The following is a 13,622-nucleotide window of genomic DNA, read 5'->3' on the forward strand; positions in this document are numbered from 1 at the left end:
CGTGATGTCCGGCATGTGTGGATCTGGCGGGTCAGCGCTGGCAACCGGGGCAGAAGATGCGAGAACCGTCGCAAAGCTCAACACGACAGCGCAACGGCGAAAATGCTCTAGTTTCATCTGACTCCGTGTAAGTGCTGAATCGACTCGACGGATCGAGATAATCCATCGTTTCCTCTACAACTGTGCGAGCGCCAAATCCAATCTTCCCGCTCAACGCGTCTGATTGTCGCCGGCGCGACGGCAACACAATTCCCTCCAGGGCCAGGCAGTACGGCATCCAACACCTGCGATCCTTACTCAGGTGCGCTGGCTCGCCGTCTATGACCGCGGCGTAAGTTCGTTCGAAGTCCCGGCCGGGCGAAGATGTGAGCCGCAACTTGGCCTATAGCACAAGAAGACGCGAGAGGAAGCCCATGAGAACGATCGAATACCGCCACGCGGCAGTCGTCGGCCTGGCCGCCGTCGCGCTGATCGCTGCGGGCTGCAGCAATGGCAAGAGCGTCAACGCGCCGGCGCCGCCACAGGTCGGGGCGAACGCCACCTCCACGTCTCAAACCCCAGCGCAGCCCACCGAGGTGAAGATCATCGGGGAGCGCGACGTCGAGGTCACTCTGACCGGCCCGATCGCTGCCAAGTACTCGTCGGCAACCGACGATCAGAAGAAGGCTCTCGGCAAGCCGCTGACGGGTGACCGCAATGCGGGAACCCGGGACAGCGGCGTGGTATTCCAGCAGTTCCAGGGCGGCGCGATCACCGCCAAGAACGACGAGGCCGGCACGCCCGCATATATCATCCTGGGCAAGATCCGGGAGGCCTGGAACATCCCACGCGGCCCGGACGGCACGCCTGCAGTCACCGGCAATAACGGTTCGGCAGGTCCGCTGGGCGTCCCGATCAGCGACCAGAACGCCGTCGGTGATCTGCTCGTGTCGAACTTCGAGCACGGCAAGATCGAGTACAACCCAAAGACCGGCCAGGTCGAGGTGACGGTAAACGGCAAGGTCGTGCCATCCGGGCTGTAGCCCGAATCAGGCGTTCACCGACTGTGTAGGCGAGTTACGGGCCTTTCCAGACGACCTTGTCCGTGCCTCCGGCATCCCGGTAGACGACACTGTCGGGGTTCGTACCGCTGCGCACGTCGAAGTAGATACGGCCCGTAACCGGGGTGCCTAAGGGGAGTGGCCCCTCAGGAAGGCCGTCGGTCTGATTACCCTTCATCACCGCGAACGTGGAGCTGTTGACGGCCCGAGCATTGAAGTCGGCAATGTTCGGAGTTGCATTACCGCTCACACCTTTTGCCGTGACGTCGGAGTACCAGATGCCGTCGTTGTGGCCGCTGGGCTGCAGGTTGCTCACGGTGTAGTCGATGGTGCCGCCATTACTGGAAAGCTCTGCCGACTGGCCGAATTGCAGCACCTGCGGATCGGCGAATGCCGGTGCCGCCGCGATAAGTCCGGCCGCCGCCAATATGGCTGTTGCTGCCGTTGTTTTGGATGCAATGTGTGAGAACGCCACGTTAGGCTCCCTTCGCGAAATGTGCCGACTGTCCAGGAGCGGCAGCTGATGAGATGGGGTTTATCCAAAGCTCGGACTTTCAAACCTGATGTTTGCTGAATAGCGCCTGCGGATCCTGCGCACTGGTTACTTACTTGCCCTGGCTCGCCTTTGTAACCGCGTTGCAAGTTCGTTCGGAGCTACGACGACCGCGACACCACAGGAAGACGCCAAAGGAAGCCCATGAGAACGATCGCGTACCGCCGCGCGGCAGTCGTCGGCCTGGCCGCCGTCGCGCCGGGACACGGGACAGCGGTCTGGTGTTCCAGCAGTTCCAGGGCGGCGTAATCACCGCCAAGAACGACCAAGGCCGGCACACCCGCATATATCATCCTGGGCAAGATCCGGGAGGCCTGGAATACCCCACGCGACCCGGGCGGCACACCTTCGGTCACCGAAATAACGGTTCGGCAGGTCCGCTGGGCGTCCCGATCAGCGACCAGAACGCCGTCGGTGATCTGCTCGTGTCGAACTTCGAGCACGGCAAGATCGAGTACAACCCAAAGACCGGCCAGGTCGAGGTGACGGTAAACGGCAAGGTCGTACCGCCGGGGCCCAGCCCGAGGCACGAAATATGTTGCACTGCAACGTGTTTGATGTCTGGGCTAACCGACTTATTCCACGATCGCTCGCGTTGCGCACTCTGCGATGAGCATGACCGGCGCGTTGGTACGCCGGAAGTGGCAGCAACACCTATCGCACATCGCCGCTTGGACGACCCGCATGGAGGTTCCACTGGCCGCAGTCGGGGGCCAGGACGTCGTTGACGTCCACTCCGAGTCCGCCGACCTTCGGCCCGGGATTCGACGCGGTGCTCACGACGCGCTGGTAGAGAACAGCTGCGGGGTGGACCTGATCACCGGACCAGGCTCGAGTTTGCCAGGCCCACCGGCGGCCAGGTGTGCTCGAAGACCCGATAACGCCATCGGCCGCGGCCCACTGGCACACCCTGACGCCTCCGTAGACCCCAGTGCGCTGAACCCCAAGAACCGAGTTGATTCCGCGAAACCACGGCAGCGCGGTGTGATTCCAGGTGTCGCGATTGATGTCCTCGTCGATGGTGAAGAAAATCGGGGCACTCTGGCCGCCGCCTGCCGCGGTGTGCAAACGCCAGGCGGTGCGCGCATCTGCGACGCCGCCCTCGTAGCCCCGCGTGAAGTCTGACGGTGCCGACCCACCCGGCTTGCCGTATTGGTAGTTGCTGACGATCGCCAAGCCCGCGGCTATCAGCGAGTCGGCGTAGGAGCGAGTGATCGGCTTGGCGCCAAACGACGAGCCGGGACGTGACAACGAGACGTAGTTGACCACGCCGCTATAGCCGGCAGCTCGGATCTGCTCGGCCGGGATCTGGCGCGCGGCGAAATCGATCAATTGGGGAGGAGCGGCGGCGGCCGCCGTCGCCATGCCGCAGACTACCGACGCGGCGCCCAGACCGGCCAACGCAGCAGCGTAGCGCAGCGCGTCGCGCCGGGAAACCGTTCGCAGTCGCACATCGCTGGCCGGCAGGGGCAAACTGTGCATCGCGCGATGTTAACGATGTGACGGTTGTTACCGATAGACCTGCGCTAGCCGAAACGCGGTTGCATTCCCAAATAGATGCCAAGTGGTGACCGTTCGGCGATGATTTCGGAAGCCGCATGCGAAACAACCCGCCGCGCAAGCAGATTGATGTCAGCGCTAACCGACTTGTCCTACGATCGCCCGCGCTGCGCGCTCGGCGACGAGCATAGTCGGCGCGTTGGTGTTGCCGGAAGTGATGGTGGGCATAGCCGAAGCATCGGCGACTCGAAGGCCGGCGACGCGATATACGCGGCAGTCGGTGTCGAGCACCGTGGCGGCCGAGCGCGGCCGACCATGTGCGTCAAAGGTTCCCATCGCGCAGGTGCCCACCGGGTGGAAAATGGTCGTACCGAGTTCACCGGCCGCCTGTTGCAGCTCGTCGTCGCTCACCAGCCGCGGGCCGGGAAGCAACTCTTGCGGGCGGTAGCGGGCGAGAGCCGGCGCCGCCATAATTTGCCGGGTCATCCGGAGACCAATCACGGCGGTTTGACGATCGGCGTCAGTCGACAGGTAATTGCAGGAAATCTTCGGGTGGGCCAGTGGATCTGCGTCGGCCATGCGCACATAGCCACGCGAGCTGGGCCGCAGATTGCACACCGAGGGAGTGATCGCTCCGAAGGGGTGCAGGGGTTCGCTGAACTTCGGCAAAGACAAGGGCTGCACATGCCACTCCATATCGGGACTGCCTAGCGTCGGGTCGCTCTTGGCGAAAGCCCCCAGGGTGGAAGGCGGCATGGTCATGGGCCCCGATCGCAACAGCAGGTACTGAAGTCCCATGCCCGCGCGGGTGATCCAATTCCGGTACAGCGTGTTGACGGTAGGGGCGCCCCAGATCTGGTAGACCGTTCGAAGCTGCAGGTGGTCCTGGAGGTTTTCGCCCACTCCTGGCAGATCGACGGCCACCGGCACCTGATGCTGGGCGAGCAGGCCGGCCGGGCCCAGACCAGAGACTTGCATCAGGTGCGGCGAGCCGATAGCTCCGGCGCTCAGGATCACCTCGCGGCGGGCTTGGACCTCGATGATTTGGTCACCTTTGAGCAGCCGCAGGCCGGTGACGCGGTGCTGCGCCGTGGTCCAGGCACCGCGACGCTGATCGTCGTGGACCTGGCCGTCCATCAGAAGCCGCAAGGCTTGCGTATGTGTGTAGACGGTGAGATTGGGTCGGTGGGCGATGGGATGCAGGAAAGCATCAGCCATCGACCAGCGACGGCCGCGCCGTTGGTTGACATGAAAGTACGCACTGCCGGCGTTGTCGCCGCGGTTGAACTCCTCGATGGGGGCGATGCCCACCTGCGCGGCGGCGGCCTGCCAGGCGTTCAAGATCTTCCAGCTCACGCGCGGCCGCTCGACGCGGATCTCACCGCCGGCGCCGTGCCAGTCGTCGGCGCCGTCGAAGTAGTCTTCCAACTTTTTGTAGATCGCCAGTGTCTCGCCTGGGGAGTCCGAGCCGCCCCAAAGCCATCGGTCGTCGCCGGTAGCCTGCGCCCACAGGTCGTAGTCGCTGGCCTGTCCGCGCATGTGGATCATCGCGTTGATCGACGAGCAGCCGCCGATGACGCGGCCCCGCGCGTAGAGAATGCTGCGGCCGGCCAGACCTGGATCGGCCTCGGTGGTGAAACCCCAATCGGTACGGGGGTTGGCCATTGTGTACAGATAGCCAACCGGCACCTTGATCCAGAACCAGTCATCTCTGCCGCCGGCCTCAATGAGGAGCACACGGCGATCGGGGTTGGCGCTGAGCCGATTAGCGAGCAGGCAGCCTGCGCTGCCTGCTCCCACAATGATGAAGTCGAATTCGGCGACCGTGCTCATTCCGGTATCGGTCCTCCAAGCGTCGGATGCGCGTCCTAGTGTGCGCGACGACGGCCTCATCTCGTCAGTGAATGATTGGCCCTGAACAAGATACAGACCGTGACCAGGAACAACGCCTTAGCCTCGACGTCTGAAAACTATTCGTGTCGCGATGAGTTTCGCCCTCCGGTGCAGTCTGATCTTCATGGGCAAACTCATCTATGGCTTCAACGTGTCGGTGGACGGGTACATCGCCGACGCACACGGCAGTATCGACTGGGCTGATCTGAGCGAAGAACTGCACCAATACTGGAATGACGTCGAGCGCGAGACCGCCCTGTCGTTCTACGGTCGTCGGCTCTACGAACTGATGTCCGCGTACTGGCCGACCGCCGACAATGCCCCGGACGCCACCCCGATGATTGTCGACTTCGCCCACATCTGGCGCGACATGCCCAAGGTCGTGTTCTCGCGCACGTGTAAGTCCGTCGACTGGAACTCCCGTCTGGAACGCGGCGACCCGGTCGAGGTGGTGACGAGGCTGAAAGCTGAAACCGACGGCAGGTTGCAGGTGGCCGGCGCGACACTGGCCGCACCGATCGTGCAGGCCGGACTGGTGGACGAGTACCGGATCGTGGTCGCGCCCACCGTCGTGGGCGGCGGCACCCCGTTCTTCCCAACACTGCCGTCAGGGACCTCGCTGCGACTTTTGGAAAACCGCACCTTCCCGGGTGGCACGGTCCTGCTGAGGTACGAGGCAATACACGACTGATCGAATACACGGCTCGACGAGCTGCGGACACACGGCGCGAGTCCAAATGCGCTGGCGTGCAATCGAAAACGGAGTGGTTACCGGTGTTCCTCCATATTTGACTCGTGCATATCCCTCGCGCATCGCAGCGGGGGAGGTCTTCCGTCACGATGGCAGCGTCACTGCTCGCCACGCAGTGCGGGAGCAGGACTGTGTGCTGTGACCGTTAAGGATCGTTACCGCAATCGTGATCTCGCACTCGTATCTTCGGATATACGAGAAAGCCGAAGCTTTCGACCGTCGAGTAACGCCTATCGGCGTCCGCAAGCCCGGGGGGCTGATATGACGACCGCAATCGCCGCGCACGACCCAGTGGAGAAAGACGCGGCCGACGGGCACGATCTCCTTTTGGCGGTCGCAAAAGTGAACACAATTGGCTGCCTAGGGGACGCCGTTCACGTCGAATTGAAGCCGCGCCCGAGACTCACGGAAGAAGAGATAGTGCGCGTGGCGATCACGGTGATTTTCGTGGCCCTTGTGACGGTGATTGGCGTCGCCGCGGCCGCAATCTTGACAATGGGTTAGCCCGACGCAGCTTCGCGCCACCGTGGTAGCCGCTCGGTCGGGGCTCGGGTGGATCCGGCTGAAAGCCGCGGTCGAGCGAAACGATCTCAGCGCCATCCAGATCGCGTGTTCACCCCGCTAGGGAAACCAGCAGTCAAGTCGTTTCGCTTAGCGGTTTCGCTGTTTGGTGGCGTCCGATCGAGAATTCACGCTGGTAGAGCGGTTGCACTAGGCCATACTTTACTTGACATAATGTCGCTTATCGGCAAAAGGCTGCGCCCAGGTCAAGCCGTCCAGGATGGTGACCCGCCGTTTTACGCAGTCGCCCGCCGCACCTCCGTGCGGCCTCGCCCTGCCGCCGCCCCGATAGCTCTACCGACGGGCGCCGAGGCCGGATGCCGCGGGCCAATGGCCCGGGCGATCAACTCGAGCGCCGACCACGGATGGGCCAGTTGCGCGTGTAGCGGGCGGCCGCTTACCCCTTCCCGCCTTCTAAGCGATACAGCGATCAATACGTCACTGTGACGAATCGCACTGCACCGCAGGCGCTTTCGAGCCGCCACCCCGACGCATCCCCGGCGGTCGCTCAACGATGCGCAGCGCCGGCCAGCCTCGCTTGCGATTTGAGCAGGAAGCTTCGGGCGTGCGGCGTCAAAGCAATGGTTTTACCTACCCGCACCGCCCGGGCACCCCGCCCCCTCCTCCCCGCTCATCGCCCTCAAAACGTCACTGTGACGAATAGCGGTGCGGCGCAGGGTTATTGAAGATGCGGCGTTGGCCGGTGTTAGTTCGGCTTGTGTCCCCACGACCTGGGGCGCGTGCGGCGGTGCGTGTCGGTCGACCAGAGATGACCACAATCCGCGCACTGCAGATGGACCAGGGTGCCCTTGTTGCTCAGGAGATACTGCCAGTGCGTATCGCAGTTGCGACTGCTTCGGCAATCACCACACGTGGTGCCGTGATCACAGCGTGGGCAGGGCAACCATGCACGGCGACCGCGATCGGCAGTCGGATCAATCGGTAGCACGAGCAGCCGTCCGTTCGGGCAGAACGCCGGCGCGGACCAACTCGTCGTAGACCCGTTGCTGCTCCTCATCGAGATTCGAGTACAGCATGTTGTACGCCTGCTCTTCCTCGCTCAGCACAGCGATGGGGTCCCAGTCGTCACCCATCGCTTCGAACATGGCGCTGCGCCTACGCGCCTCGTCGAGGGTCAGGTCATAGGCAAAGTCGAGGTCGGCCATCGCGCTCCCAGCCATTAGATATGCAAACGAAGGGGCCAGGATGACCCGATTGACGCCGATGGGTCTATGACCTACGTCACTGTTACCGGTTGAGGTTCGTCACACTCGGCGCGGGCGGACGCGACGGCGACGCCACGGTTCGCCAGGCTTCCGCAAGCCCGAAACGGGCTCGCGAATCCCCTGCTCCCCTTCCCCGCCTATCGCCGACAATACGTCACTGTGACGAATATCCTTGCTGGGCAGAGCTTTTGACGATATGCCGATGATTACCCACCCAGCCCGATGCGGCCATCGAGGCGGAGTTTCAGCCGGTGTGCGGCGGAAAGTACATCTCTTGCTTTACGGTGCACACCAATTCGCCGTTGCGATTGACCATCGTCCCACTCGCCAGCGCCAGGGACCCGGCGCTACTCGGTGACGACCGATCGTAGAGCAGCCAATCCGACAACGCGGCCGGTGCATGGAACCACACCGAATGATCACGCTGAGCTGATGCCCCGACACCACTACGTGCCGCATACGCCGGTTCGGTCAACGTCACCGCCGACAGATACGCCACCAGGCTGGCGGTCAGCGCCGGGTCATCGGGAACCTCGCCGTCGGGCCGCCACCACATCGGCGCTCGTGCGGGTGGCGCGACCTCGGTGTCGATGGTCCGGCGCTCGAACCAGCGCAGGCTCGACCACCGTCCTGAGGCGCTCTCGTCGGACTCCGCCAGATGCGGCGCAACCCACGGCAGGGACTCCGGGCTGGAAGCCTGTGGCATGGGTGGTTGATAGACGACCTGAGCGGGCGCGGAATCGGCGACTTTGAACGACGACATCGCCTCCATCAGAATCTTGCCGTCCTGGCGCGCGGTGACCCGTCGCGCCGAAAATGTCCGGCCTTCCTGGAGGTCCACGACCTCGAAATCCACCGGCCGACGCGAATCGCCGGGCCGCAAAAAGTACGTGTGGACGCTGTGCGGCGTCCGCCCTGGCGCGGTGCGGTTTGCCGCCAACAGAGCCTGAGCGGAGATATGGCCGCCGAGAATGTGGTTGGCGGGTGCAGGTAGTTGCTGCCCGACGAAGAGCCACTGGTCGACCCTCTCGAGCTCCAGGGTGGCGAGCACGTCGCCCAGCGAAGATGACATCACGACGTATCTTGCCGGATCGTTTCTCACGCGCCGCGCCGCCAGTACCTCTGTAGCCGCCGTAGGGCCTGCGCCGACGCCGGCCCGGACACAGGCTGCAGCGCGTTGTCGAGTCGCGCACGGACGCCGTCGATGTCGAGATGCATCCCGATCGCCACCAGACAATTGGGCGCGGTCCCAGGTGGCGCCTTCCCGATATCGATCGCGCTGCCCACCAGGTTGACGACATAGTCGCGGACGGTCGCGCGGTGGCGCACCGCCACAATGCCTTTGATCCTGAACACCTGCAGCGGTGGATCCTCGAAAAGATCGATCAAGGCATCGGGGTCGACGCAGCCCATGCTGCTGACCGTGACGGCATCGGCGTGGACGTGGTCATGGGCATGCTCGGGCTCCAAATCCAGAAACGAGAGCTGTCCGACCCGGCCAGGAGTGGCGGACGCGTCGAAGAGCAGCTCCGGGTCTATCCGTCCGGCCGTTGTGCCGACGACATGTACACGCGGATTGCGTTGCGCGGCCCGTTGTGTGACGCGTTGCACCACCGCCGACCGCTCATCCTCAGGGATCTGGTCGAGCTTGTTGACCACGATCAGCGAGGCCGCACCGTAGCGCACCGGCGGCAATGTGCCGCAGTCGACGGTGTCGAAGTGGTTCACGGCATCGACGACGTCGACAAGCCCGCCCGCACGCACGCCACGGATCTCACTGAAGCCGATGATCCGTGCGATCGCCACCGGGTCGGCCAGACCGCTTGCCTCGACGACGATGGCATCGAGGCCCCGGGCAGGGTCCGCGAGCTTGATCAGTGCTTCATCGAGCCCACCGCCGTCGGGTAGGCAGCAGATGCATCCTCCGGCGATCGAGGCCGGCTCGTCGACCTGGCCTGCCACCAGACCGGCGTCGATGTTGATATCGCCGAAGTCGTTGACCACCACACCGATTCGTGTGCCAGGATGCCGCAGCAGGTGGTTGAGCAGCGTCGTCTTGCCGGCTCCGAGGTGGCCGGTGAGCGCGATGACGGGTATCGCAGTCAAAGCCTCGCCCTCCACATCGACATCCGGACACCCGATGCTAACCGCGGCCCCGAACGGCTCAGCGGCCGGCCGAGAATAACAGAGCATTCGCTCTGTTATAGTGGCCGCATGCCACGCCCACGTGTCCACGATCGCGACGTCGCGCTCGACGCCGTCGAGGAGCTGGTGGCGCGGTCGGGCCCGACCGCGGTGACCATCCGGGCGATCAGCGCGGCGGTAGGTATGTCCAATGGTGCTGTGTATCACACGTTTACGTCGCGTGGCGGTCTGATGGGTCAGGCTTGGCTGCGGGCGGGCCAGCGTTTTTTGGCGGTGCAGACATCGTTGGCCGACGAAGCGATGGCCAGTGGCGGCCCCATCAAGGCCGTGGTGGCCGCCGCCGACGCGGTGGTGGTGTTCGCCGAGCAGTATCCCGGTTCATCGACGCTCGTGCTGCGTGTGCGCCGCGAGGAAGTGCTCGCCGACGACGTTCCCGACGATGTTGCCGATGAGCTGCGGCGTCTCGACAAGCTTCTCGTCGCGCTGATGGTGCGGCTTGCCATCGCAGTCTGGGACCGCAAGGACGCCGCGGCGGTGGACGCGATAACGAGCTGTGTCGTCGACCTGCCCACCGCGCTGCTGCTGAGTCGCGGCCGGCTTGGGAGCGCCACCGCGCGGGCGCAGCTGCACGCGGCCGTGCGCGCCGTGCTGACGGTAGGGCCCCCGCCGCGACAGCGGCGCGGATGACGAAACTTATTAGATGCCAGCATAACTCAGGAGGAACACATGACAGTGACATTGGACTACGCCGACAAAATCGCCATCGTCCGCCTGGGCGAGGACGAGAACCGTTTCTCCCCTGCGTTTCTGGATGACATTGATGATGCACTCAACCAAGCCGTCTCCGACGGCGCCCAGGGACTGGTCACGACCGCCGACGGAAAGTTCTACTCCAACGGCCTGGATCTGGAATGGCTGGGCACTCACAGCGACCAGGGGCAGTGGTACATCGGCCGGGTGCACCAGTTGCTGGCGCGCATGCTGACACTGCCCTTACCCACCGCAGCCGCGGTGGTGGGCCACGCGTTCGGCGCCGGCGCGATGCTGGCCGTCGCGCACGACTTTCGCGTGATGCGCGCCGACCGCGGGTACTTCTGTTTTCCCGAGGTCGACATCCGCATCCCGTTCAACCCCGGCATGGCCGCGCTCATCCAAGCCAAACTCACGCCCCGCGCCGCCGTCGCCTCGATGACCACCGGCCGACGTTTCAGTGGCCCCGACGCAGAAGAATTCGGCATCGTCGACGCCACCCGCCCCGAGGACGCGGTCACCGACACGGCCCTCGACCTGATCCGCCCCCTGCAGGGCAAAGATCCGGGCACGCTGGGCGTGATAAAAGAGACCATGTTCGATCGCGCGGTACGTGCACTGGTCGATGACCCAAACGAGTCGCAATAACTGTCCTTGGACACTGAGCCCGTTCCTGTATGGTCAGCGATGTCTGCCGGCGCACGGGAACAGGGGCTTCGATGGCAAACAGGCTCCCCGACAACGCCTTCACGTCCCCACAAGTTCTAGACCCCGGCCTTCGCAAGGTCGCCCGATTCGTGCCGCGCGGCTACGCACTGCACCGCGGCATGAAGTTTCAGCGTGCCGTCATGAACCTGATGGGCAATGCGGGACGCCTCCGCACCGTGCCCGTCGCCACGGTCAACGAGCACGTCACCGTCCGTCTGCATCGCCCGGCCGGCCTTCCCGACCGCGCACCCGCGCTGCTGTGGATCCACGGCGGCGGAACCATCATGGGGCACGCGGCCCAAGACGATAAGTATCTGCGCAAGCTGTCTCACCGGACCGGGTTCGCGATCGCGGGGGTAGAACACCGCTTGGCACCCGAACACCCCTACCCGATACCGGTCGAAGACTGTTATGCGGCCCTGCTGTGGCTGGCCCGCCAGGCGTGGGTCGACCCGGATCGGGTCGCCATCGGCGGCGCCAGTGCCGGTGGGCATTTCGCGGCCGCGGTCGCCCAGCGAGCGCTCGACCGCAACGACGTCCGAATCGCCTTCCAAATGCTGGTCTATCCGATGCTCGACGATCGCACCGGCGCCAAGCGCGACGGCCCCAGGCGCATCATGTGGACCGAATCCGACAATCAACTGGCCTGGAAGTGGTACCTCAACGGGGCCGATCCCGAAGAGGCGGCACCGGCCCGCCGGAAGGATTTGTCGGACTTGCCGCCCACCTGGATCGGAGTCGGAACGCTCGATCTCTTCTATCGGGAGAGCCTGGAGTACGCGCGACGCCTGCGCGAGGCGGGCGTGCCCGTGCACGAGGAGATCGTCCCCGGCGCGTTTCATGCGTTCGATCAGATCGCGGAGAAGGCGCCGATATCGACGCGGTTCTTCGAAAGTCAATGCGATTATCTGCGGGGCGCGCTTGCGCCCAGCGGGTGACCGTCATCATCCAGCGCGTCATCCGCAGCGCTCAGCCGAATTACGGTGCGCAACATCGCGCTTATGTCGCCGGGCGGTGTCAACCCGCGCGTTGCGTCGGCCACCGAGCTCGATCGGCCTATCTTTGCTGCCGGACATGACGCACGAGGCCATCGACCCCGAACGCAGCACCTTTTGACTGCAAAATGTGCACAACGTGCAACTATATGGGTATGGGCAATCCCGTAGGGCTACGAGAGCGCCGTCGCCGCCAGACGAGCGCCGACATCCGCGACGCCGCGGTGCGCCTCACGCTGCAGCGTGGATTCGACAAGGTCACCGTCGACGAGATCTGCGCCGAAGCCGGAATTGCCACGCGCACGTTCTTCAACTACTTCCCCAACAAGGAATCCGCGCTCGCCTATGGCCCCTCGGACATACCTCCCGAGCTGGTGGCGGACTTCGTCGCCGCAGGTCCGGCACCCTACTCGGTGGTGCTGGCGGAGCTGATCACCCTGGCCGCCCATCACCTTCGCGACGTGCCCCCGCGACGCGAACACGCGGCCCACATGCTCGAACTCGCCAAGACCTCGCCCGCCGTGTTGGCGGCGTTCCTCGCCGACTTGGAGCGGTTTCAGAACCAGTTGACCGACATCATCGTGCGTCGCCAGGCGATGAAGCCGGACGACGAGATGGCGGCACTGATCTCCGCGCTGGCGCTGACGGCGGTACGTTCCGGGATCGAGAAGTGGGCGAGCGGCGAGGCAAATGAAACCGCCGACACGCCGATGCCTTATGTTGAGCGTGCCGCGGCGCTGGTCAACAGCATCTTCACAAAGTGACCTGAAACACCAGTAGCAAATGTTGCATGCACTGCAAGATATGCACATCATGTACTATGCGCTGGTGGCGGTGCCCGGGGAGGCTTCAGCAGCAAGCTGAGCCGGGTGACGGTGCCGGGGACGTCAGCCGGTGTGGGTGGGCAGCATTCACCGCGTTTGACGCTCCAGCGCGCGCGAGCCGCGGCAATCGACGTACTTCGTTCTTGAGCAATGCGACTTGTGGGCACTCACCCGCCCACGACCTCCGGTCGCGCAAACGCTGATCCACGTCACTACCGCGTGGCGGGGAAGGGATCACCTAGGTGCAGATATCGAGACTTGTGCGCAACGCCTGGTTGCCGCTGTTGATCGTGGCGGTCGTGGTGGTCGGCGGCTTTGCGGTCGTCAGGGTCAAATCGTTTTTCGGTGCCCACGACACCGGCATCATGACCAGCCCGCGGCTCGATGACTCGAAACCGTTCAAGCCCAAGGTCGTCAAATACGAGGTCTTCGGCTCGGCCAGCCAGGCCAACGTGAACTACTTGGATCTGTCCGCCGATCCGAGGCGGGTCGACGGCGCGCCGCTGCCGTGGACCCTGGTCCTGAGCACCACCGCCCCCTCGGTCTTCCCAAACCTTTCAGCACAAAGCGATGGCAATTCCCTCGGCTGCCGCATCACGATCGATGACGAAGTCAAGGCCGAGAACATCACCCACGGCGTGCACGCCCTGACCTTCTGCTTGGTGAAATCCGCATG

At 64.1% G+C, this 13,622-nt stretch carries 14 protein-coding genes and 1 pseudogene; 9 read left to right on the plus strand and 6 right to left on the minus strand.

The features are described 5' to 3' along the window. Positions 1-413 precede the first annotated feature (413 nt). Entirely contained in the window at positions 414-1,022 is a 609-nt protein-coding gene (locus A5760_RS23155; RefSeq protein WP_064885163.1) for an LGFP repeat-containing protein, read from the plus strand. A 34-nt stretch (positions 1,023-1,056) separates the two neighbouring features. Here A5760_RS23155 and A5760_RS23160 read toward each other — a convergent pair whose 3' ends face one another. Further along, positions 1,057-1,515, minus strand: a complete 459-nt coding sequence (locus tag A5760_RS23160; protein WP_064885165.1) for an MPT63 family protein — start codon at positions 1,513-1,515, stop codon at positions 1,057-1,059. A 269-nt stretch (positions 1,516-1,784) separates the two neighbouring features. Between A5760_RS23160 and A5760_RS26385 the strand changes: the two are divergent. Next, a pseudogene (locus A5760_RS26385) lies at positions 1,785-2,108 on the plus strand (LGFP repeat-containing protein); the annotation flags it as partial. A 139-nt stretch (positions 2,109-2,247) separates the two neighbouring features. Here A5760_RS26385 and A5760_RS23170 read toward each other — a convergent pair. Further along, positions 2,248-3,075: a DUF1906 domain-containing protein gene (locus A5760_RS23170; protein ID WP_064885169.1), complete on the minus strand. Its 828-nt coding sequence runs from the start codon at positions 3,073-3,075 to the stop codon at positions 2,248-2,250. A 156-nt stretch (positions 3,076-3,231) separates the two neighbouring features. Beyond that, complete coding sequence (locus A5760_RS23175) at positions 3,232-4,926, minus strand: GMC family oxidoreductase (RefSeq protein ID WP_064885171.1); 1,695 nt, start codon at positions 4,924-4,926, stop codon at positions 3,232-3,234. 184 nt (positions 4,927-5,110) lie between these two features. Between A5760_RS23175 and A5760_RS23180 the strand changes: the two genes are divergently transcribed. Beyond that, positions 5,111-5,677, plus strand: a complete 567-nt coding sequence (locus A5760_RS23180) for a dihydrofolate reductase family protein (protein ID WP_064885197.1) — start codon at positions 5,111-5,113, stop codon at positions 5,675-5,677. A 321-nt stretch (positions 5,678-5,998) separates the two neighbouring features. Next, the gene (locus tag A5760_RS23185) at positions 5,999-6,241 is read left to right on the plus strand and encodes a hypothetical protein (RefSeq protein WP_064885173.1); all 243 of its coding nucleotides are present in this window, start codon (positions 5,999-6,001) and stop codon (positions 6,239-6,241) included. 992 nt (positions 6,242-7,233) lie between these two features. Here the strand turns inward: A5760_RS23185 and A5760_RS23190 are convergent. From A5760_RS23190 to A5760_RS23200, 3 genes are all read right to left on the minus strand, one after another. Then, positions 7,234-7,464: a DUF6400 family protein gene (locus tag A5760_RS23190; RefSeq protein WP_231122720.1), complete on the minus strand. Its 231-nt coding sequence runs from the start codon at positions 7,462-7,464 to the stop codon at positions 7,234-7,236. A gap of 304 nt (positions 7,465-7,768) precedes the next feature. Continuing rightward, positions 7,769-8,596, minus strand: coding sequence for an acyl-CoA thioesterase (locus A5760_RS23195; RefSeq protein ID WP_064885177.1), 828 nt, complete (start codon positions 8,594-8,596; stop codon positions 7,769-7,771). Positions 8,597-8,622: 26 nt separating this feature from the next. Beyond that, positions 8,623-9,630 carry a CobW family GTP-binding protein gene (locus A5760_RS23200; protein WP_064885199.1) on the minus strand — a complete coding sequence of 336 codons (1,008 nt, stop codon included), beginning with the start codon at positions 9,628-9,630 and terminating at the stop codon, positions 8,623-8,625. Between the two features lie 108 nt (positions 9,631-9,738). On the opposite strand from A5760_RS23200, the gene A5760_RS23205 reads away from it, so the two are divergent. From A5760_RS23205 to A5760_RS23225, 5 genes are all read left to right on the plus strand, one after another. Beyond that, positions 9,739-10,356: a TetR/AcrR family transcriptional regulator gene (locus A5760_RS23205; protein WP_064885179.1), complete on the plus strand. Its 618-nt coding sequence runs from the start codon at positions 9,739-9,741 to the stop codon at positions 10,354-10,356. A 39-nt stretch (positions 10,357-10,395) separates the two neighbouring features. After that, complete coding sequence (locus A5760_RS23210) at positions 10,396-11,067, plus strand: enoyl-CoA hydratase-related protein (protein WP_064885181.1); 672 nt, start codon at positions 10,396-10,398, stop codon at positions 11,065-11,067. A 71-nt stretch (positions 11,068-11,138) separates the two neighbouring features. Then, the gene (locus A5760_RS23215; protein WP_064885183.1) at positions 11,139-12,065 is read left to right on the plus strand and encodes an alpha/beta hydrolase; all 927 of its coding nucleotides are present in this window, start codon (positions 11,139-11,141) and stop codon (positions 12,063-12,065) included. A gap of 212 nt (positions 12,066-12,277) precedes the next feature. Next, positions 12,278-12,886, plus strand: coding sequence for a TetR family transcriptional regulator (locus A5760_RS23220; RefSeq protein WP_064885185.1), 609 nt, complete (start codon positions 12,278-12,280; stop codon positions 12,884-12,886). Between the two features lie 302 nt (positions 12,887-13,188). Continuing rightward, a partial coding sequence (locus tag A5760_RS23225) for an MmpS family transport accessory protein (RefSeq protein ID WP_269199205.1) occupies positions 13,189-13,622 on the plus strand: 434 nt, incomplete at its 3' end.

This window comes from Mycobacterium colombiense, assembly GCF_001665835.1.
Classification (GTDB): Bacteria; Actinomycetota; Actinomycetes; order Mycobacteriales; family Mycobacteriaceae; genus Mycobacterium; species Mycobacterium colombiense_A.

Bases quoted from the DNA above. Each gene is read 5' to 3' on its own strand.
- A5760_RS23205 (WP_064885179.1), top strand. From the start codon at position 9,739: ATGCCACGCCCACGTGTCCACGATCGCGACGTCGCGCTCGACGCCGTC.
- A5760_RS23190 (WP_231122720.1), bottom strand. From the start codon at position 7,464: ATGGCCGACCTCGACTTTGCCTATGACCTGACCCTCGACGAGGCGCGT.
- A5760_RS23170 (WP_064885169.1), bottom strand. From the start codon at position 3,075: ATGCACAGTTTGCCCCTGCCGGCCAGCGATGTGCGACTGCGAACGGTT.
- A5760_RS23185 (WP_064885173.1), top strand. From the start codon at position 5,999: ATGACGACCGCAATCGCCGCGCACGACCCAGTGGAGAAAGACGCGGCC.
- A5760_RS23155 (WP_064885163.1), top strand. From the start codon at position 414: ATGAGAACGATCGAATACCGCCACGCGGCAGTCGTCGGCCTGGCCGCC.
- A5760_RS23195 (WP_064885177.1), bottom strand. From the start codon at position 8,596: ATGTCATCTTCGCTGGGCGACGTGCTCGCCACCCTGGAGCTCGAGAGG.
- A5760_RS23180 (WP_064885197.1), top strand. From the start codon at position 5,111: ATGGGCAAACTCATCTATGGCTTCAACGTGTCGGTGGACGGGTACATC.
- A5760_RS23175 (WP_064885171.1), bottom strand. From the start codon at position 4,926: ATGAGCACGGTCGCCGAATTCGACTTCATCATTGTGGGAGCAGGCAGC.
- A5760_RS23210 (WP_064885181.1), top strand. From the start codon at position 10,396: ATGACAGTGACATTGGACTACGCCGACAAAATCGCCATCGTCCGCCTG.
- A5760_RS23220 (WP_064885185.1), top strand. From the start codon at position 12,278: ATGGGCAATCCCGTAGGGCTACGAGAGCGCCGTCGCCGCCAGACGAGC.
- A5760_RS23215 (WP_064885183.1), top strand. From the start codon at position 11,139: ATGGCAAACAGGCTCCCCGACAACGCCTTCACGTCCCCACAAGTTCTA.